Annotated in this window: 16 protein-coding genes; 8 read left to right on the forward strand and 8 right to left on the reverse strand. The window is 50.7% G+C overall.

The genetic code is table 11. The features are described from left to right. Window positions 1-312 precede the first annotated feature (312 nt). The gene (locus K3G39_RS00770; protein WP_220624254.1) at window positions 313-1,929 is read left to right on the forward strand and encodes a hypothetical protein; all 1,617 of its coding nucleotides are present in this window, start codon (window positions 313-315) and stop codon (window positions 1,927-1,929) included. 5 nt (window positions 1,930-1,934) lie between these two features. Here the strand turns inward: K3G39_RS00770 and dinB are convergent, their stop codons facing one another. Further along, window positions 1,935-3,014 carry a DNA polymerase IV gene (gene dinB / locus K3G39_RS00775; protein ID WP_220624255.1) on the reverse strand — a complete coding sequence of 360 codons (1,080 nt, stop codon included), beginning with the start codon at window positions 3,012-3,014 and terminating at the stop codon, window positions 1,935-1,937. A 635-nt stretch (window positions 3,015-3,649) separates the two neighbouring features. Between dinB and K3G39_RS00780 the strand changes: the two genes are divergently transcribed. Then, window positions 3,650-4,342, forward strand: coding sequence for a type 1 glutamine amidotransferase domain-containing protein (locus K3G39_RS00780; protein WP_220624256.1), 693 nt, complete (start codon window positions 3,650-3,652; stop codon window positions 4,340-4,342). Window positions 4,343-4,570: 228 nt separating this feature from the next. Then, entirely contained in the window at window positions 4,571-5,425 is an 855-nt protein-coding gene (locus tag K3G39_RS00785) for a pirin family protein (RefSeq protein WP_220624257.1), read from the forward strand. A gap of 186 nt (window positions 5,426-5,611) precedes the next feature. On the opposite strand, the gene K3G39_RS00790 is transcribed toward K3G39_RS00785, so the two are convergent. After that, a complete protein-coding gene (locus tag K3G39_RS00790; RefSeq protein ID WP_220624258.1) occupies window positions 5,612-6,727 on the reverse strand; it encodes a S4 domain-containing protein in 1,116 nt (371 codons plus the stop codon). A 144-nt stretch (window positions 6,728-6,871) separates the two neighbouring features. Further along, window positions 6,872-8,212: a branched-chain amino acid transport system II carrier protein gene (brnQ, locus tag K3G39_RS00795; protein WP_370627165.1), complete on the reverse strand. Its 1,341-nt coding sequence runs from the start codon at window positions 8,210-8,212 to the stop codon at window positions 6,872-6,874. A 500-nt stretch (window positions 8,213-8,712) separates the two neighbouring features. Here brnQ and K3G39_RS00800 point away from each other — a divergent pair, with 500 nt between their 5' ends. After that, window positions 8,713-8,979, forward strand: a complete 267-nt coding sequence (locus K3G39_RS00800; protein ID WP_220624259.1) for a hypothetical protein — start codon at window positions 8,713-8,715, stop codon at window positions 8,977-8,979. A 90-nt stretch (window positions 8,980-9,069) separates the two neighbouring features. On the opposite strand, the gene K3G39_RS00805 is transcribed toward K3G39_RS00800, so the two are convergent. Next, window positions 9,070-10,431: an NAD(P)-binding domain-containing protein gene (locus K3G39_RS00805; RefSeq protein ID WP_220624260.1), complete on the reverse strand. Its 1,362-nt coding sequence runs from the start codon at window positions 10,429-10,431 to the stop codon at window positions 9,070-9,072. A gap of 720 nt (window positions 10,432-11,151) precedes the next feature. Further along, window positions 11,152-13,587 (reverse strand): zinc-dependent metalloprotease, encoded by a 2,436-nt coding sequence (locus K3G39_RS00810; protein ID WP_220624261.1) that lies wholly within the window; start codon window positions 13,585-13,587, stop codon window positions 11,152-11,154. A gap of 191 nt (window positions 13,588-13,778) precedes the next feature. Between K3G39_RS00810 and K3G39_RS00815 the strand changes: the two genes are divergently transcribed. From K3G39_RS00815 to K3G39_RS00825, 3 genes are all read left to right on the forward strand, one after another. Continuing rightward, window positions 13,779-14,303 carry a c-type cytochrome gene (locus K3G39_RS00815; RefSeq protein ID WP_220624262.1) on the forward strand — a complete coding sequence of 175 codons (525 nt, stop codon included), beginning with the start codon at window positions 13,779-13,781 and terminating at the stop codon, window positions 14,301-14,303. Between the two features lie 85 nt (window positions 14,304-14,388). Next, on the forward strand, window positions 14,389-15,291 hold the full coding sequence (locus tag K3G39_RS00820) for an SMP-30/gluconolactonase/LRE family protein (RefSeq protein ID WP_220624263.1): 903 nt from the start codon (window positions 14,389-14,391) through the stop codon (window positions 15,289-15,291). Window positions 15,292-15,458: 167 nt separating this feature from the next. Then, entirely contained in the window at window positions 15,459-16,502 is a 1,044-nt protein-coding gene (locus tag K3G39_RS00825; RefSeq protein WP_220624264.1) for an NAD(P)-dependent alcohol dehydrogenase, read from the forward strand. 173 nt (window positions 16,503-16,675) lie between these two features. Here K3G39_RS00825 and K3G39_RS00830 read toward each other — a convergent pair whose 3' ends face one another. Genes K3G39_RS00830 through K3G39_RS00840 form a run of 3 tightly spaced genes read right to left on the reverse strand, consistent with a single transcriptional unit; the run spans window position 16,676 to window position 19,244 of the window. Beyond that, window positions 16,676-17,296, reverse strand: coding sequence for a hypothetical protein (locus K3G39_RS00830; RefSeq protein WP_220624265.1), 621 nt, complete (start codon window positions 17,294-17,296; stop codon window positions 16,676-16,678). A gap of 6 nt (window positions 17,297-17,302) precedes the next feature. Further along, window positions 17,303-18,658, reverse strand: a complete 1,356-nt coding sequence (locus K3G39_RS00835) for a TonB family protein (protein WP_220624266.1) — start codon at window positions 18,656-18,658, stop codon at window positions 17,303-17,305. Further along, window positions 18,645-19,244 carry an RNA polymerase sigma factor gene (locus K3G39_RS00840; protein WP_220624267.1) on the reverse strand — a complete coding sequence of 200 codons (600 nt, stop codon included), beginning with the start codon at window positions 19,242-19,244 and terminating at the stop codon, window positions 18,645-18,647. The genes K3G39_RS00835 and K3G39_RS00840 overlap by 14 nt, the downstream gene beginning before the upstream one ends. Before the next feature lie 98 nt (window positions 19,245-19,342). Between K3G39_RS00840 and K3G39_RS00845 the strand changes: the two genes are divergently transcribed. Further along, window positions 19,343-21,220, forward strand: coding sequence for a von Willebrand factor type A domain-containing protein (locus K3G39_RS00845; protein ID WP_255593700.1), 1,878 nt, complete (start codon window positions 19,343-19,345; stop codon window positions 21,218-21,220). The last annotated feature ends 24 nt before the right edge of the window (window positions 21,221-21,244 follow it).

Here is a 21,244-nt window from a genome sequence, read left to right on the forward strand (position 1 = left end):
TGGGGTGAAAGATTAGGTTAGTTTTGGATTAGTATTTCACAATATACCTGTTTCTGGTATCTGATAAAAGACTAAGCCGGAGAAGAATGGTTTAATCATATGGGCAAGCATCCTCTATTTTAATGGTTTAAAAAAGTTCAATGTTATTATTGATGAACATATCATTAAAAAATGAGTAAGAAAATAAGACAGGTTGTACCTGAGTTATACCTTGTCTGACCCCTTTCTATTAAGCGTTTCGCTGCTTAACTAGTGACGTGCATCGTCCTGACTCCTGGCACATATTTTTTTCAATGACTACTCAACAACAGCATGCGAACATCACTTGTTATAGCTATTGCAGGGTGCATTGCCTTTGCTATACCTGGGTATAAAGCGACCGCACAGGGGCATGCCACCAAACACGGCACCGTGAACCTGAAAACCTCCTGCCATGAGCAGGCACAGCAGCTTTTCGACAATGGCCTGGCGCTCATGCACCACATGATGTATGAGCAGGCCGAGCAGCAGTTTACAGCAGCTGCCCAAACCGCCCCGGATTGTGGTATGGCGCAATGGGGCATCGCGATGAGTTACATTCACCCGCTGTGGGGCGAACGCCCTACTGATGAAAACCTGGCCAAGGGGAAGGCAGCCGTGGAGCAGGCACAGCAGCAACAGCACCTGACAGAGAAGGAGAAAGCGTACATCAGGGCAGTATCCCTTTTTTATGATAACTGGGAGAAAACGAGTTATGCAGATCAACTGAAAGCTTTTGAACGTGGGTATAAGGAAGTGCATGAAGCATACCCGGATGAGGTAGAGGCGGCCGCTTTTTATGCCTTAGGTCAGCTGGGCACAGCCCCAAAAACAGATAAGACTTTTGTTAAACAGAAAGAAGCCGGAGCGCTGCTGGAACAACTACACACCAAAAACCCGGATCATCCGGGATTATTCCATTACATCATTCATGCCTACGACAACCCCTTGCTGGCTAACAAGGCCGTTAAAGTGTCGCGGGAGTATGAGCGCATAGCCCCGGATGTGCCGCATGCTCTGCATATGCCCAGTCATATCTTTATTCGGCTGGGGCAGTGGACGGACGCCGTAGACTGGAACATACGCTCAGCTGATGCCGCACTGCGGCAGTCAACCAAAGAAGCGGTCTCCATGCATTACGCGCATGCCCTCGATTACATGGCTTACGGCTATCTGCAGCAGGGACGTGATAAGAAAGCGCAGGAGGTAGTTGTCAAAATGCAGGCCGTGCCAGGCTATACACCCACCTTCGCGACGGCCTATGCCCTTGCCGCTATACCTGCACGCCAGGCATTGGAGCGGGGCAAATGGGCCGAAGCAGCTGCCTTGCCTGCCCGCTCTCCCTCAAATTTTACCTGGTATAATTACCCGGGCGCCGAAGCCATCACGTATTTTGCCAAAGGTATAGGCGGAGCCCGTTCCGGTAACGTGGCTGTGGCAGAAGAGGCGATTGCAGCACTGGAGAAACTGCGGACGCAACTGAGCAGCTCCGGCGACACCTATTGGGCAGCACAGGCAGAAGCCCAGCAACTGGCGGTGCAGGCGTGGCTGACGTATCAGAAAGGGGACAAGAACAAGGCTTTGACTATGATGCGGGAAGCAGCTGACAAGGAAGATGCACTGGACAAACATCCGGTAACACCGGGAGCCGTTTTGCCGGCAAGAGAACTGTTGGGCGATATGATGTTGCTGAGTAAAAAGCCAGCGGAAGCCCTGCAGGCCTATGAGGCGAGTCTGAAGGTGTCGCCCAAGCGATATAACAGCTTGTATGGCGCAGCCCTCTCTGCCGAAAAAGTCAAAGACAAGCAGAAGGCGAGAAGTTATTATCTGGACTTACTGGAAATTTCTCCGGAAGCCGATGGAAACCGGGAAAGCTGGGTACAGGCTAAAAAGTACGCCAGTAAGAAATAAGTCCTCTAAAACTCGAGGGTGAGCTGGTAGCCTTCCATTTTGTCGTGCTGGTAGAGGAGGGAGGAGGCTGTTATACCTAACAAACGCACAGGGTATGCCGGCAACTGGGGCGTGCGTAACAGATCGCGGGCAATGGTAAAAATGGCATCGGCTGATTTGATCTCGCCCAGAAAAGTCTTGCTGCGGGTAGTCTGATTGAAATCGAAGTACTTGATCTTAACTGTGATGGTTTTGGCCGTGGTTTGTAGCCGCTCCATGTCATGCGCCACTTCTTTCGCCAGTCTTTCCAGCTCCGGTAGCATCACTTCCTCCTCTGTCAGGTCTACCTCAAAGGTGCGCTCCGAGCCGATGGATTTGCGGATGCGGTGCGGCTGCACCTCTCGGTCGTCCTGCGCGCGGGCGATGCGGTAGTAGTAGCGCCCCGTTTTACCGAAGTGCCGCATCAGTTCCTCCTCCGATTTCTCCCGCAGATCAGCTCCGATGAGGATGCCCATGCTCTGCAATTTGGCTGCTGTTACTTTCCCGATGCCATAGAATTTCTCGATAGCCAGTGCGGCCACTACATCCTCAGCTTTGTCCGGTGTGATCAGGGTGAAGCCGTTGGGCTTGTTCATGTCCGAGGCGATCTTGGCCAGAAACTTATTGTAAGAAACCCCAGCTGAGGCGGTCAGGCCGGTTTCTTGCTGAATTTTGGCCCGGATCTCGTTGGCGATAATGGTGGCGGAAGGCATGCCGACCTTGTTTTCGGTTACGTCGAGGTAGGCTTCGTCCAGAGAAAGCGGCTCCACCAGATCGGTATAAGAGTAAAAAATCTCACGAATCTGGCGGGACACGGCGCTATATACCTCAAAGCGGGGCTTTACAAAGATCAACTGCGGACAACGCTGCGCCGCGATCTTAGAGGCGAGGGCAGAGTGCACGCCATACCTGCGGGCCTCGTAACTGGCGGCAGCCACCACACCCCGAGCCCGCGAACCGCCCACTGCCACAGGTTTTCCGCGCAGCTCCGGATTGTCGCGCTGCTCCACGGAGGCAAAGAAAGCGTCCATGTCGATGTGAATGATCTTGCGGATAGGCGTATGCATAAGGATAGTTACAAAGATAATAGTTTAGGAGTTGAAGAGTTTGAAAGTTTAGGAGTTTATTGTGATTCAAGAATGATATGTCCTATACCTGTGCAGATATTTCCCCGGGTTTTATGCCTGCTTCACTACACGATGGCTCCAATTCTAAAGTTAAACACGTACTAGGTATACAGATGCAAAAAGACAAAATATGAAGACACACACGCTGCTGGATTTTATCGGCAACACGCCTTTGGTGGAATTGCGACTATGGGCGTGTCGCGCTACCTGAAAGAGCAAAGCCCAGCGGTGCAGATCATTGGTCCCCAGCCCACGGAAGGTTCCCAGTTTCCTGGCATTCGGCGCTGGCCGGAAGCATATCTGCCCAAAATTTTCGAACGGGAGCGGGTTGGCCGCATACTGGACGTCTCGCAGCAGGAGGCTACCGCCATAATCCGTCGACTGGACCGAGAAGAAGGGGGACGGTATGGAGCAGCGGCCATCCGACTGGTCTCTGAGCTCGATAAAGGCGTGGTGGTTTGCATCATCTGTGACCGGTGAGACCGTTCCTAACCTCCGAACTGTTTGGTTAAAACATTGCCCTACTAAATCTGGTTAAAGAAATTGACTCAAGCATCATCTAAATAACAACAACTATGAAAGTACTATTCGTTTTGACTTCACACGATCAATTAGGCGACACCGGCAAGAAGACCGGTTTCTGGGTAGAGGAATTTGCCGCCCCTTATTATACGCTGGCAGATGCAGGCGTGAAGGTGGACCTCGCTTCCCCGAAAGGTGGTCAGCCCCCGATTGACCCGAAAAGCACAGAAAAAGATGCGCAAACCGAGGCAACCAGACGATTTTATGAAGACGACGATCTACAGCATACGCTCTCGCGCACCAAAAAACTGAGTGAAGTACGCGCTGATGATTACGATGCCATCTTCTTCCCGGGCGGCCACGGACCACTCTGGGACCTTGCCAACGACAAGGAATCTACCCGCCTGATCGAGGAATTTGCAAAACAGCAAAAGCCGGTGGCAGCTGTTTGCCATGGACCCGCTGCCCTGATGCAGGCCAAAGGCCCGGATGGAGAATCCCTTGTAAAAGGTAAAAAAGTGACGGGCTTTACCAATACCGAAGAGGAAGCTGTGCAATTGACCGATGTGGTGCCTTTTCTGGTCGAAGACCGCTATCAGGAACTGGGCGGCATCTACTCCAAAGCCGACGACTGGCAGCCATATGTGGTGACTGACGGATTGCTGATCACTGGGCAGAATCCGGCATCTTCGGAACCAGCAGCAGAAGCCTTGCTTAAAATGCTTAAAAATGAGAAGGCGGCTTAAGCTCCCAGATTTCCGTATACCTGATTATCAGTGTAGCGTGAAAATCCCACCCAATCCGATTTGGAATAGGTGGGATTTTTATGTTAAGTATACTAGCTTGAACCGTATACCTGTCGTTGACTTTAGTTCTACCGGTATGTTTAGTAGTCTCCGGATTTGAAACAAACGAGCAGCTTTTGGGTAATTGATGTATATACATTAATTTGCAAGTGAACTAGAATTAGCCTTATGCGAAATATAAAGAAATTACATAAAGCGGTGCACGCGCCCATGGGGGACCTGGTGACCTACCGCGCTATACCTACGCACGAAGTAGAGTACATTGATCCGTTCCTTTTTCTGAATCACCACGGCCCGCAGGTATACAAGCCCGGCAACAGGGGGTTGCCTTTCGGTCCGCACCCGCACCGTGGCTTTGAAACGCTGACTTTTATTCTGGATGGTGACATTATGCACCAGGACACAGGCGGCGGGCAGGACATTATTGAAGCCGGTGGCGTGCAGTGGATGACGGCCGGCAGCGGCCTGATCCATGCGGAAATCTCGTCTGATAAATTCAAGCAGGAGGGAGGGCCTTTGGAGATTCTGCAACTGTGGTTCAACCTGCCTGCTCAACACAAAATGGCGGCGCCTAAGTATATCGGCCTCCAAAAAGATAAGATTCCGGTGGTGGAGCTCGACAATGGGAAGGTACGCGTCAATGTGATTTCCGGCAGTTGGGGAGAAGTGCAGGCACCTATCCAGAACCTGAGCGACATTCACATAGTGAGCATTGAGTTGCAGCAAGGCGGCGAATTTGTTTATAATATACCTTCAGAGCGCAACATCTTCTTTTACGTAGTGCGCGGCAGTGTAAAAGTGAATGGTCAGGCAGCGGATAAACTTACCTTAGTTGAATTCGGAAACGAGGGCAAGGAAGTGAAAGTCGAAGCGACCGAAGATGCCTTTATCCTGTTTGGTCATGCACATCCGTTTAACGAGCCGGTGGTATCGCACGGACCATTCGTGATGAACACCGAAGAGGAGATTCACCAGGCCTTCCGCGACTACCAGATGGGAAAAATGGGAACTTGGGAGAGTTGAAGAGTTAGAAAATTCAGGAGTTAGAAAGCTTAAAAATTTAACGCTTCGGTAGTAAGGATAGGTCGTGACCTGTGTAATCTTGCAGCAAATTTACATTAAAAAGGCACTTCAATAAAAAAGCTCTCTTCCGGTCAGGAAAGAGAGCTTTTCAGGTATAGCATCAGCTATTTCATTACGATTGAGTGCTTATCTGCCGCGCTTCGGACCACCTTTGGATGCATCCCCTCGCTTTCCGCCGCTTTTCGGAGCTGCACTTCTGCCGGCTGCTGGTTTTGGTGCCGCTTTAAAGCTACCACCTCGTGAGCTCGAGCTCTTGCCCGGGCTGCCGGCGCCGTCTCTATAAGTACTTGTTTTTCTAGAATCGGCACCATCTTTCGGAGCACCTGATCTTTTGGTGAACTCGCTTCCTTTTGTTGATGATCCGGGTTTGGCGCTTCTTGCCGGACCTTTGCCTGAACCAGTTCTGGAAGGCGCACCAGAAGCACTTCGTTTAGGAGGATAACTTCCAGCGCCACTTCTCTCTCCGGATCGTTCGCCACGAGCTGGTCGGTCATAGTTACTATCGGAGGTTTTGCGGCTGCTGGTTCCCTTGCCACCAGGTACCAGGCTGGTCAGGCTGTTCACTTCCTGTGGTGTCAGCACACGCCAATGGCCAGAAGGTAATTTAGTTAAGGAAAATTCACCGAAACGAACGCGTTGCAAGTGTACTACCTTATACCCCAGGCTCTCGCACATGCGCTTCAGGTAGTGGTCCGTGCCCGGCTTTAAGATAATGCGGAAGCGGGTCTGTGTTTCTTTTGACACGGCGTTGTTTACACGCTCTTCGCCAGGTATAGGAGCACCGCCACCGCTCATCTTCTGCAGAAAATCAGCTGTGATCATTTTGTCAACGGTCACCACATATTCCTTCTCAAATTTGTTGTCGGCACGCTTCACGCCACGCACAAAATCACCGTCGTTACTCAGGAAAATAATGCCTTCTGCCTCACGTTCCAGCATGGCTGTCGGCTCCAGCGTAGCCGGAAAATTAATGGCCCGCACCACGTTATCGCGCACCGCCATATCAGAAGTGGCCGACATGTTGGCCGGTTTGTTGAAGATCAGGTATACGGGCTGTTCCTGTTTCACGCGCAGCATCTCGTCGTCGATGCGTACCTTGTCTTTGGGCGTTACTTTCATGCCCGGGTCGGTCGGTATCTTCCCGTTCACCGTCACACGGCCCTGTTCTATCAGCTCGTCTGCATCGCGGCGGGAACAGAAGCCCGAGTCGCTGATGAATTTATTCAGTCTTTTTGGTTCCATGTTGTTTGAGACGTTTGTGTAAGCCTTCGTCAGCACAATTATCTACGCCAATCCTATAATAAGAAGCAAAATTACGGGAAAATATAGGTTTATCTACTTCTTAAGCTTAACCAATCGATTTCTTTACGCGCATCACTTCACGCACTACTCATTTTCGAAGGCGTAGGGAGCCTGCCTCATGGAAGCAACATAGCCGATCAGACCACCCACCAGTGCCGGAATAACCCAGCCCATACCTAGGCTATAGAATGGCAGGTAGCTCGCGAATACGTCGCTGATGCCCAATTCAAATCCTGCAGCGCTCAAGCCTTCTACTATGCTTACAACACTTGTCAGCAGCACCGACCAGGTATAGACAGCGTTCCTGCCGCGGAGCAGGGAACCGATTAAAGTCAGCGCGATCAGCACGATTACGATCGGGTAGATAGCCACCAGCACAGGTATAGAAAAAGAGATGATCTGGGTCAGACCAACATTTGATATAAGGGCACTGATCAGCGTTAAACCTAACACATACTTATTGTAAGAAATAGAAGGACGCAGCTTGTTGAAGAAGCTGGCGCAGGCTACAACCAAGCCGATGCTCGTGGTAAGGCAGGCGAAAATAATAGCAATACTCAGGATCAGGCTACCCGATACACCGAACTGCAGGTTAGAAATCTGGCTTATGATAAGCCCTCCGTTTTCGAGATGGCCGAGCGCCTGCACACTTGTGGCACCTGAGTAGGCCAATCCGACATAGACCAGACCCAAACCGGCAGCCGCAATGAGACCCGCCGTGGTACAGACTTTCGCAATTTGCCTCGGGCTGTCAACTCCCTTGGAACGGATAGCGTTGATCACGATTAGTCCAAAAACAAAGGAGCCAATGGTATCCATGGTCAGGTATCCTTCCTGAAAGCCCTTGAAGAAAGGAGCCGCCTTGTAAGCTGCAAGCGGAGCAGTAATTTCACCCAGTGGAGAAAAAATGTTAATTGCCAGCAGAAGTGTCAGGATAATCAGTAGCACTGGTGTCAGGACCTTGCCGATGGTGTCCACCACCTTACCAGGATTCAGCGCCAGGAAATAGGTAACTACAAAGAAAACAATTGAATACAGTCCCATGGCCCAGGGAGAGGTTTTCAGGTCTTCAGACAAAAACGGAGCAATCCCGATTTCATACGATACTGTGCCGGTACGAGGAACCGCAAACAAGGGCCCGATGGTCAGATAGATCACAACCGGGAAAAGGAGCCCAAAAATAGGATGCACCTTGGCTGAAATAGACTGTACGTCTTCGTTTTTAGAGATGCCAATTGCAATAACGCCTAGCAGGGGAAGCCCCACGCCCGTCATCAGAAAGCCGATAATGGCAGGTATAAGTTCAGTGCCAGCTGCCTGGCCCAATGACAAAGGAAAAATGAGGTTGCCAGCGCCGAAGAAAATGGCAAATAGCATTAGGCCAATGAAAAATGTTTCTTTAAAAGAGATGCTTCTAACTTTCACAATAATGTTTGCTCGGTGGGAGAATGTATTTAACTGTTATGCAAGTAAATATCCAAACGGTCAAAATCCTACATTTATCTTGTGTTTAGTAACGAACAGCCTGATTCCTGCCTTTCTGAACTATGGAAATTCAGGACCTGGAAGTATTGTTCTATAATTAAGGCCTTTCTATATTTCAGTTCAAGAACTGGTGATTTTTGGTATTTAACCTACATGAATAGACTTTTACTACTGCCTTTATTTTCCTTCCCTATACCTGCATGTGCATATACAATGGGGGTATCAGGTTTGAATAATGGGAGGAATAGTATTGAAGATCACATCATTGATAAAGACGGCAACATTATTTAAGGTGGACATTTTCTTTAAATGAAGAACAGATTGATTATGTGATGTTTAATTAGCCACTAGGCCAACGCCTAAACCTGTGCAGCGCAGGTTTGAAACCATTTTAGTCCGGCCAACCTTATATAAGCAATCACCCGAAGCAACCACTCATTATGCTGGAATACTCTATGTTCGAAAGGCTCCCTTACCGGAGCCAGCGCGAAGCCCTGAAAAAAGAAGGTACGCTCATTGCGCAACGCCAGGTGAACGGGTATACGATCCTGCTCTACATTTTGGGGCACACCTTCGTGGAGGTATGGACGGGCGCAGAGGCAGAGGTGGTGAGTACGTTTAAGAAATCCGCAAATGCGATGGCTGTATTAGAGCCTTACATTGAAGCAATGGAGACGGTAGATTGGTTGGGCGAGAACGAGATTTGACCACGCCAAGTGTAAAAAGCACTTGTTTAAAATAGAAAGGGAAGGCATGAAGCCTTCCCTTTTTTGTTTCAGAATGCGGTATACTTTAAGCTATACCCGCTCCATCACCGGAGCTTCCTGCATGTAGCGCTCAAAGCTGTCGTCCATCTCGTCGAGCCAACGGGTGTGGTGCCTGGCAGCTTCCGTGCCCGTCATCACCGAGGTGTAGGTCTTGTCGCGGTAGCGAAGAATGTCCTCTTCCTTGTCTATGAGCCATTGCTTGAAGAGGGTTGCCACTTTGTCCAGGTCAATATTTGGATAGTCGGTCATGTTCATCAGTTCGCGCACGTACGCCGTCTGGAAGTCAATCTCATCATCGTGGGTGCAGTTCGCTGCTGCCTTGTTCAGCCACAGGTTAATATCTTTCTGTCTTTCCTCCTTTTCTGGCAGCTGAATCTTGCCCTGGATCACGTCGCGCGCGTACCAGGCCTGCACATCAAACATATTGAAGGTATAGTACTGGTCCTGCATGCCCAGGTACATGAGTTGGGGCAGTTCGTTGAAAAACAGGCCTTTGTAGATCTTGTCCGGGTAGAGGCAGTTTTTTGTTTTCAGGCGCAGCTCGTCGGGCAGGAAGGGGAATTTGTGCTGGTAGCCGGTGCACATCACCACCGCATCATAGCGTTCCTGGGTGCCGTCGCTGAAGCGGGCTATATCACCCTCAAATTGAGTGATAAGCGGTACTTCCTTCATCCCTTCAGGCCAGTCCATACCGATGGGGTTGCTGCGGTAGCTCAGGGTAACAGACCGGGCACCGTGCTTGAAGCTCTGCACGCCAATGTCCTCAGCCGAGTAGCTGCTTCCGATGAGCAACACGTCCTTGTCCCTGAAAATATCAGCTCCACGGAAGTCGTGCGCGTGCATGATCAGGCCAGGAAATTCCTCAATGCCTTCGAAGTAGGGCATGTTAGGCGTAGAGAAGTGGCCCGAGGCTACGATCAGATAATCAAACTCCTCGGTATAGGTCTTGTTATTGGCCAGGTCCTCGAGCACTACAGAAAACTGCTGCGTGTCTTCCTTGTACTCTACCCAGCGGGCGGTTGTATTGAAGCGGATGTAGTCGCGCACGTTGCACTTGTCTACACGGCCCTGGATGTAGTCAAAGAGCACAGGGCGTGGCGGATAAGAAGAGATAGGTCTGCCAAAGTGTTCATCGAAGGTATAATCTGCAAACTCCAGGCACTCTTTCGGCCCGTTGGACCAGAGGTAACGGTACATGCTGCCGTGGATCGGTTCTCCATACTTACCCACACCCGTACGCCAGGTATAGTTCCAGAGGCCGCCCCAATCCGCCTGCTTCTCAAAGCAAACGATTTCAGGTATAGCCTCGCCTTTCATTTCTGCTGATTTAAACGCGCGTAGCTGCGCCAAGCCGCTCGGACCGGCTCCGATGATACCTACTCTTAACTTCATGTATACTTAAAAATGGTGAATGCAAAATGCAATATTCTGCCTCGAGATATGTTTCAAAAAATTATTGTTTTGTGATCTGAAAAATCACAATTACGGTTTTCTGTGCGAGGCTAACACCTGCAGGGTAGAAAACAGAGAGGGGCATGGAGTATAAAAAAAGAGGCGTTGAAATGGATGCCTTACAAAAGAAGCCGGCTGGCCTGAACTATACTAACAAAGTGCCCTTCTGAAATATTCATATCTCTATATGTCAGAATGCCTGTTTTGCAAAGATACAAAATGTAGAGGAATAATTATAATTTGCCTTTTAAGTTACTGTCTGTAGGTAAAGGCCAAAATTGAAATAAGTAAGTTGGAAATTTAAAATATGCAAACCTTTTGGAAAGCTGTTCTATTGGACTTTTGTTAGTGTCCGTCTGGGTTAAAGATACTGTTCGGAAGATAATGTTGGTGGATGTAAGCAATTGCTAATCAGCATGAGAGCATATTCGAATCTGGAGATGAGTTAACTTGCGATTGCTTGGATTTAAAGATAAAACGCGGGAGTCCGGAGTATGCTGTCTGTCAGGCAATTAAAAAAATGGGAAAGTTGGTAAAAACAACTGATTTGGTCTGGAAGCAGAAGACAGTGTTTCAGTTTTATCCTGGAGTTACTCAAAAAAAACCGCTCCTCCATCGTGAAGGGGCGGTTTGCTTATACCTGTATCTATACCTTGATATTTACTCACATCCAATATACTCTCCACTTCCAATTGGAGCACCAGGAGGCAGGTTCAGCATTTTAGCCGGCTTCACTTCCTCCGGTTTTTCCATACGGGCTAGTGCGAAATCCAGATGTGCTTTGTAGCCGGTATCGCGTGTTCGCTTGGCCTGACTGGTAGCATGTTGCTTGATGTCGGCAAGTGCACTTGTGGCAATGGCGCGTGCCTGGTAAGAGGCGTTTTCGTCTTGTGCAAGGGCCATCAGGTGGGTAAGCACCACCTGCTCAGTTTGTAGTTGCACTTGTGCGGCCAGTCCGTTCTGGCGTCTGCTTTTCCAGGTGTTTTCTATTAATTGACTGGTGACATCCTGCAGACTGAGCGTATTATAACGAGCGCCAAACTCTACCAACCGCGTAGCTCGCTGCGGATGTAGCAAAAAGGAAAGCGAGAACTCTGCAGATGCCTGTGCAGCCGCCAATGGATCGAAGGTGAGGCCGGTTCTTTTGGTGAATAGCTCCCGGTTGTTGCCCAGACCCGGCGCACGTGGAGGTATCAGCGCAATGATGTTTTCGGGCAGGGTGAGCACTTCCGGTGAAATTGTAAGAAGCATGGCATCGAGGGCTTTTTGTTGCTCTCTTTTATCGAGCACTTCGGTTACTGTTTGCTTGTCGCCGCGCAGGGCGTAGGTATAGCGCATGCCGCCGATCAGCTTGGCTGCCGCCTCGGTCTGGTAACGGTGGAAGTTATAGATCGGCACCAATACATCCTCCAGCATACCCATCGGCGCATTGGTTTTTATGTTCTTTTCAGAGAAGTTCTGCAGGGCTTTGCGGCGTACGTCGAGCACACGCATCAGTTCATCGCTTGCATTCGTGCCATTGTCCCAAAGGTGGGCGGTAGGGTGGGCGCCACCGGGAGCGCGGGCATCTGTGTCTGAAATAAAAGTCAAACCCTGGGCGCGACCCTGTGCCAGCAGCTCATTCAGCGCTTTCTTTTCGTCAGTTCCTTTCGGAAAGTGCTGGTAACCATAAGTGATGGCCAATTTATCCCACTCACCAATAGTGGTGCCATAGGCATTGCTGATGTTGATCTTGCCGGCTCTGTCCAGTTGTACCTGCGGGTGCGGGTAGTCCATCACGGAGGCGTTGTTGTTGGCGTCGTAGTTGTGCATGATGCCCAGCGTATGGCCCAGTTCGTGCGCCGATAGCTGCCTGATGCGGGCCAATGCCATCTCCATCATAGCTTTGTTCTCCGGTTTTCCATCTTCATAAGGCGCCAGCAACCCTTCGGCAATCAGGTAATCCTGACGTACGCGCAACGAGCCCAGCGACACGTGCCCTTTGATAATCTCACCGGTACGCGGATCTATAACAGAAGCGCCGTAAGACCAGCCGCGGGTACTGCGGTGCACCCACTGAATCATGTTGTAGCGCACGTCCATTGGATCGGCTGTATCAGGCAACACCTCCACCCGGAAGGCATCCTGATACCCGGCAGCCTCAAAAGCCTGGTTCCACCAGCGGGCTCCGTCTAGCAGGGCGGAGAGGATCGGCTCCGGCGCGCCATTGTCTACGTAGTACACGATCGGCTTCACCGCTTCCGATACCTTGGCAGAAGGGTTCTTTTTTTGCAGACGGTGACGGGCAATGTAACGCTTTTCAATGTTTTCGTTTACCGGCGTGGCATAGTCGAAGTAGGAGATGCCGAAGTAGCCGGCTCGCGGATCAGCCTCACGTGGGGTATAGTTATTGTCCGGCAATTCAATGAAAGAATGATGCTGGCGAAGGGTAACGGCCTGCGGGTTGGGAGCCACGCTGCGCACAATAAAACCGCCGTTGTCGCTCGTAAAAGTAAGGGTGGATTCGAACTCGGTGTTTTTGGGGAAGTTTTTGGTGCGTGGCAGGTATAGCGCCGAGCGGCTGGCATCGAGGCGGTAAGTGCCCTGACCTGCCCGCCGGATGCTCCCGATGGCGTCGTGCGCATCTTGCAGTAGAAAATCAGTCGCGTCTACCAGCACCCGCTTTCCATCCGCGGCTTCAGCTTTAAACCCCCAAAGTACCGACTGTGCGAAAGACTCTTCCACAGCGCGGGCTTCGTTCTGGTTATCAGTGATGGCTCTGTAGCGCAGGTTTGGCTGCACGAGGAGTATTTTGGGTCCCACTTTTTTGAAGGACACAATGCGCTCGCCTCCCAATTGTCCGCGGTCGAGCCCGATATCGTTGGAGCCAAGACCACCCGGCAGGGAGTTTACATACAGAAAATCATAGTCGAGCTTGTCGATCTCAAGCCATATTTTACCGCTTTGCTCATCCCAATAGAAGGGGAAAAAGCCATTGAATTTTTTCATTCCCGCAGTTTTGGAGACAATGCTGGGAAGTGATTGTGCTGTAGTGCTGCCCAAAGCTAAAAGCGGGAGGAGCAGGAGGAGAATCAGTTTTTTGCAAGTCGATGTCATAGAGTCAGGTATAGGGTGATGTCGTGTATGCAGGCTTAAGTTACACATTTCAATCATAGGATACCGATAATATAGTGTAAATTGCATTAAACGATAACCTGATCTGAAACATAAAACTTTAAGAGCTCAGGTCAGTACATATTCTCTAAGTGCTCTTTGAGTAAAATCAGTAGAAACAAATAATTATCCCTATGAAAAAGATATTGATGGCCATCTCAGCCTTCGCGCTTCTGACCGCCTGCGGCAACGAACAGAAATCAGAGTATGAGCGCTACTACGACAGCGATTATCAGCCTGATACCACGGCTGTTGCCTCACGTCCGCAACCGCCACGTCCGGCCACGACGCCACCTGACAACGCTGCTACAGAAAATGTACAGACTAATCCTGCTGACACACCAACGGGAACTGGAACTACGGAAGCAGCCGGGCAGCAAAAAGAAGCACTCGCCGGCCAGTATGCGAAAGGCGAAAAACTGATTGCCGGATCTGACTGCCTGGCCTGCCACAAAGTGGATCAGAAAGTAGTGGGTCCTTCGTATGAAGAAGTGGCGCAAAAGTATGAAATGAATGATAAGAACTTAGGCTACCTGGCGGGCAAGATCATCAAGGGTGGTGCCGGCGTATGGGGACAGATCCCGATGCCACCGCATCCGAACCTGAGCGAAGCCGACGCGAAAGAAATGTCGCGTTACATTTTGTCGCTAGGCAAATAGACAGTCTTAGAAAAGCTGTTCCCGGTACCCATACAGGTATAGGAGCAGCTTTTTTTATACCTTAACCAAAGCAAGCCAACACACCATGAGCAGAGCCAAAAACTACAGTGAATTGGAAGCAGAACTGGTGCTCGACGCGAAGGCGACGCTGGGGGAAGGGGCCATCTGGCATCCGTCTGAGAAACGCCTGTTCTGGGTGGATATAGAAGGCCGTGAGCTGCATCTGTTTGACCCTACTACCGACGAAAACAAGGCCTGGCCGGTTGGAGAGCGGGTCGGTACAGTGGTACCGGTGGTTAGTGGCGGCGCCTTGGTGGCCCTACAGAACGGTGTACATTTCATTAACACAGAAACCGGCGATCTGACACTGGTGGCCAATCCGCTTAAAAAAGATGACATCCGGTTCAATGACGGGAAATGTGACCCGGCCGGCAGGTTTTGGGTAGGCACCATGGCGCTCGATTCACGGGAAGGAGCCGCTGCGCTCTACCGCATGGAGCATGACGGACAGATGACCCAGGTGCTGGAAAACCTGAGCGTTTCCAATGGCCTTGTTTGGACGGCAGACAAGCAACACATGTATTTGATTGACACGCCTACCCGTAAGGTCCAGCGGTATAGCTACGACCATGAGGCAGGAACCATACGGAAGGAGCGGGATGCGATTGCTATACCTGAGCACGAAGGAAAACCCGACGGGATGACCATCGATGAAAAAGGGCGGCTGTGGATCGCGCTTTATGGAGGTGGTGGTGTAGGCTGCTGGGATCCGGAAACCGGCGAAATGCTCCTGAAAGTAACAGTGCCTGCCCCGCATACCACCTCCTGTGCCTTTGGCGGAGAGCGCCTTGATACCCTCTACATCACCACCGCCCGCGACGGCCTGGACAATGAGCAACTGCACCAATATCCGTTAAGTGGCGGTGTCTTTGCCCTAAGACCTGATGCCAAAGGCGTACCCGCAAACTTTTTTCTGAGTCGCTTGTAAGGTATAGTGTGTATTCTGGTCTGGTTGCGAAACAATAGGATAGAGTTGCTGCTACTTCAGTAAAGTTCACCAACGTTTCATATGTTATACCTATACCTGATCGCACTACGCCGAGAGCCCTGCAGACCTTTCAACTTATAACTCGTAACTTTTAACTAAAATAACCTATGATCCAAGCAAAAGCATATGCCGCATTCGATCCTACCAGTCCGCTCGGGCCATTTAGCCTGGAGCGCCGCGAAGTAGGGGAGCATGACGTGCTGATCGATATCAAATACTGTGGCGTGTGCCACTCTGACCTGCACCAGGTGCGCGACGAGTGGGGTGGCGCCATGTACCCGCTTGTGCCCGGCCACGAAATTGTGGGCGTGGTGACGAAAGTGGGTTCTGGCGTAAAGAAATTCAATGAAGGTGACCTGGCCGGTGTGGGCTGCTTTGTGGACTCCTGCCGTACCTGCGACAGTTGCAAAGAAGGGCTGGAGCAGTACTGCGAAGTGCAGAACGTAGGTACCTACAACAGCCTGGAGCGTGACGGCAAAACTGTTACTTATGGCGGTTACTCCAGCCAGATTGTGGTGGACGAGAACTATACCTTGAAAGTGCCGGAGAATCTGGATCTGGCCCGCACAGCGCCTTTGCTTTGCGCCGGTATTACGACCTACTCACCGATTATGCAATGGAAGATCGGGGAGGGGCACCGTGTAGGTATTGTGGGGCTTGGCGGACTGGGCCACATGGCCGTAAAAATCGCTGCTGCCAAAGGTGCTGATGTGACGGTACTGAGTACCTCGCCTAATAAAAAACAGGATGCCCTGGACCTGGGAGCCCACAACTTTGCCGTGACAAAAGACGAAGCCACGCTCAAGCAATTGCGCAATTCTTTTGATTTCATCATCGATACCGTATCAGCGCCGCACGACTACAACCTATACCTATCCATGCTCAAGCGGGATGGTACCATGATCCTGCTCGGAGCGCCACCGGAGCCCTCTACCGTAGCCGGTTTCAGTCTGATCACCCGTCGCAAGCGATTGGTTGGATCCATGATCGGTGGTATACTTGAAACGCAGGAAATGCTGGACTTCTGCGCCGAGCACAATATCATGTCCGACATCGAACTGATCAAAATGGAAGACATCAACAATGCTTACGAGCGCATGATCCGCAGTGATGTGAAGTATCGTTTTGTGATCGATATGGCGAGTTTGTAAGTTACAATTAGTTTATAACGAGAGCCTCCTCGCTCATGTCTAGTATAGTGAGGCCTCTGGCCGCTACTTGTTTCAGAACAGGGCCAGATACCCTGTAATAGCAAGTCACCGACGAGGAAGATCGCAGCATTAATACAGCCCCATCTAATAGGAGATGGGGCTGTATTAATGCTTTATCCTTCTAACTCACGTTGTAGATTCGCTCTTGCTTTATCCTCCAATGCTGCCTGAAAAGCGGGAGTTATATAAATCTGTTTGTGAGAAAGGAAGTGCTGCAGCACCTTGCGTCTGCCGGGTTTGTAGATCAGGTCAGGATAAATGCTGTATTCTTTCCGCACGCCCTGGCTATACCTGTCATAGCGCGCTTCGTCTGCTCCCAAAATAGCAAGGTCTAGGTCAAGTAGCAGGTTGGTGAGATTATCCTCTTGTGTCAGATGTGTCTTGGTGGCGATGATCATTTCTTCCACCTTCATCAGATGAGCTTCAGGTATACAGAGCTGGCGCAGTCGCTCTTCTGCGACCAGGGCACTCTGTGCTTCGTTGTCGGAATGGGTCGCCTTATACACAATGTCGTGGTAGAAAATGGCGAAAAGTAGCAAGTCGAACTGCGGACTGCCAACTCTATACCTGTCTGCCAGTTCCAGCATGTAGGCAATGTGGTCGAAGTTGTGGTAGTGCCTGTCCTTTGCGGTATAAGCCTTTTTCAGTTCACGCCACAATTGCCCGATCAACTCCTCATCAGAGCTATACCTGCGGCACAGCGCTTCCCATTCTGATTTTACAAAGTCCTCCATCTGGTTTTATTTTTCAGGTCTGAAGCGCACGACAATTCTCACCTCTTGATTGATTTTCTTGCCATCCTGCGTAGCCGCTTGCCATTTTGGGCCCTGTGCTAGCAACCGCATGGCTTCATCGTTGCAAAGCTTGCAAAGGCTCCGAACTACTTCCAGATTTTCGAGTGAACCGCTTGTCGTAACTGTTGCCCGCACCACGACACGACCTCTTATCATATCGGAGGTATAGCGCAGGTTTTCTGCTAAATACTGACGATAAGCTTTATGGCCCGCTGCAGGTCTGGCCGACACAACAGGAGCTGGATTAGTAGGTTGATGCGTTACGACCACCTCACTCAAGGCACGGTTGTCCACCTGCAAGTCCATGGTAATCGGAGCTGTGCCGGCATAGACTCCCTTTTCTCTGGTTTGATAACCAATGAACCGGAAAACCAGTGTTGCCTTATCATCGGGCAAGGTCAGCACGAAATTACCCTGTGCATCAGTGGCTACTCCCTGTGTAGTGCCTTTCACTACAACCGAAACGCCGGGCAGCGGCGTACCATCCTGATCGACCACCTGCCCCTGTACCTGGTTCTGGCCGATTTGTTCATTGCGCTGCACCTGCACACCAGCTATCCGTCCTTTTAGTGCTTTGGCAACAGCGGTACTTTCCGGCATCATTGTGTTTCGCAGCGGTGTTGGCGGTACTGTCACCTCGGCCAGCTTTTGAGGCTGAGCAGTTACAACTCGCTCAGGTATAGACTCTGTCAGATCAGCCATGTTTATTTCAACTTCAACCTCTTCCAATTCATCAGCTAAAAGTGCTTCTTCCCGAACAGCCTGACTGCTCGTGCGAGCCCGCGGCGTACGAAGTGGAGCCGGCCTGGAAATGGCTGCTATCTGGCCTGGGCGCACCGTATCCGGGTTGGCATCTGCCACGGTTTCAGGTATAACCGGTGCCTGCTCTTCGCTAAAGTCCATCGCTTCCTGAATTGCTTTTTCCTGCTGGGCGGCTATTCCTTGCTGCTCGCGTACCTGCTGGTAGTTGTAATAGAAAACCACCACCGTTGAGAGCAGCACCATGGCCACGGCAGCGGCAACACGCCAATCGGTCAGGTAAAGCGGCACCGGCTTACGATTCTGGCGGCGACTTTTAACTTCAATATAGGAGTTGATGTCCTCTACCTGGCTTTCTGTCTGGGCGGCATCCGACACAGACAGTCCTTCCAGCACATCTGAGCACAGGTCGCAGTCCAGCAGGTGACGCTCCAGTTGGTGGTGCAGGGCATCGGGCAAAGTACCTGCCTGGTACTGCTCCAGCAGTTCCACGGAAGGGTGGTCGCCCTGGTCCCAAAGTATATGTCGCTTATCTGGCTGCATGGTTTTTCTCCATGATGATTTTCAGGTTTCGCTTTCCGTTCTGGATGTAGCTTTTCACTTTATTTAGGTCGCATCCCGTGAGGGCGCTGATCTCTTTATAACTCTTCTGCTGCAAATAAAACAGCTCCACACACTCCCGCTGTTGCGGTGACAATTCCTTCAAGGCCGCATGCAAAGCCTGTTCCAGTTGCTCAGATTCCTCCGCGTGAGTAGGATGCAGCGGCTCTGCAGTTTCCATAAAAGGTGACGTATTATCGGAGAGCGGCACCGTGTTTTTGTGCTTGTTTGCTCTGAGTTGCATCAGGCAGTAGTTTCGGGTGGTCACGTGCAGCCAGCTTTTAAAGTTACTGACCTCGTGTAGTAGCAGCGCTTTCGAAACATGCTCGAACAGCTGCATGGTAGCGTCTTTACTTTCCTCGGGGTCCTGCAGGTATTTCTGGCAGACCAGGTATACGAGTTTGGAGTGGCGCTGAAACAATTCTCCCAAATGCTCCAGATCGCCCGTCTCTTTATACAGCTGCACCAACTCCTGATCGTCGGGAGGAGGTTTGGCGTTGGTAAAGAGCTTGATGAAAAAAGGGAGCATGTGCCGGAATTGTTTTCTAAAGAAAAGAAAAATATTCTGAAAATTTTATGGAAAGCCTGTGGAGGTGGCATCATGTCGGAAACCAAAACATAATAGCCATGAAAAAGTACCTCTTCCTGCTCTTCGCCCTGATCCTGTTCGGGCTGACTGCAACCGCTCAAAATCGCACCGTTGCCGGCACTGTAACCGACTTGAATGGCGGCAATCCACTGCCCGGCGTGAGCATTACCATTAAAGGCACAACCAAAGGCGCCGCCACTGACAAGCATGGTAAGTACAGCTTGTTTATACCTGACAACAACGCCGTGCTGGTGTTCCGCTACATCGGCTACAGGACTCAAGAAGCAAAGGTGGGCACGCGAAATGTAGTGGATATAAAATTACAGTTGGATACCCATACACTGCATGAGGTGGTTGTGACTGAACAAAGCATACCCCGGGCACTGGCAGGTAAGGTAGCAGGTGTTTTTTCAAGGAGAGATGCGGTAGAAAACATGACCTATGCACCAGCACACGTACCCCTGCACGATACCGCTCCGCTTGTGCACAACACCGAAAACTATGATTTCATTAAAGAGAACACCTTCCTGGATGCGCAGAAAAATCCGCTTTCCACTTTTTCCATCGACGTTGATAACGCCTCTTACAGCAATGTACGCCGCTTCCTGAACCAGGGGCAGCGCCCGCCTTCTGATGCTGTGCGCATCGAGGAAATGTTGAACTATTTTAACTACGACTACCCACAGCCAACTGGTGATGCGCCCTTCTCGGTAACAACCGAGCTCTCGGCCAGCCCCTGGAACAAAAACAACCAGCTGCTACACATCGGTTTGCAAGGCAAGCGTGTTGCGACAGACCAACTGCCGGCTTCTAATTTGGTTTTCCTGATCGACGTGTCCGGTTCGATGTTCTCTACGGATAAACTGCCACTCGTGAAAGCCGGTCTTAAGTTGCTGGTGGAGGAGCTTCGTCCACAGGATATGGTGTCGATGGTGGTGTATGCGGGCGCGGCAGGATTGGTGCTGCCCTCCACCTCCGGAAAAGAAAAGAAGAAGATAATAGATGCCTTGGATAAGCTCGAAGCAGGCGGTTCCACGGCTGGTGGCGCAGGTATAAATCTGGCTTATAAAGTAGCAGAGGAGAGCTTCGTAAAGGGTGGCAACAATCGCGTGATTCTGGCTTCAGACGGTGACTTTAACGTGGGCATGAGCAGCGACAGCGAACTACAGCGCCTCATCGAGAAGAAACGTGAAACCGGTGTGTTCCTGACTGTTTTGGGCTTCGGGACAGGCAATTATAAAGACTCGCGCATGGAGCAACTGGCCAACAAAGGTAACGGCAACTACGCATACATTGATAATATCCGAGAAGCGCAGAAAGTGTTTGTGAACGAGTTCGGCGGCACCCTCTTCACCATCGCAAAAGACGTGAAGCTGCAGCTCGAATTTAACCCTGCCAAAGTAAAAGCCTACCGCCTGATCGGCTACGAAAACCGCGCACTGGCTAACGAAGAATTCAACGACGACAAGAAAGACGCTGGTGATATGGGCTCAGGCCATACTGTCACTGCTTTGTATGAAATCGTACCAATAGGGGCCTCATCCGAGACACAGGTTGGCAAAGTGGATGACCTAAAGTACCAGAAAACAAACCTCGACCCGAAAGCCAAACGAACCGACGAAATGCTCACCATGAAACTGCGCTACAAAGAACCGGATGGCGAGACCAGTAGATTGATCACCACCACGGTAAGTAGTCAGGCTATACCTTTTACGCAAACTTCCGACAACTTCCGTTTCTCAGCCGCAGTAGCTGCCTGCGGTATGCTGCTTCGGGACTCCGAGCATAAAGGCAATGCCTCGTTCCCGATGGTGCTGGAACTGGCGAAGAATGCTCGTGGTAAGGATGAAGAGGGGTATCGGATTGAGTTTGTTAATCTGGTGAAGTCGATGGGGTTGTTGAGTGATGGGAGGTAAGTAAATATTGACTTGTTGTAAAGA

The sequence above is a fragment of the Pontibacter sp. HSC-14F20 genome, from assembly GCF_019599265.1.
Classification (GTDB): domain Bacteria; phylum Bacteroidota; class Bacteroidia; order Cytophagales; family Hymenobacteraceae; genus Pontibacter.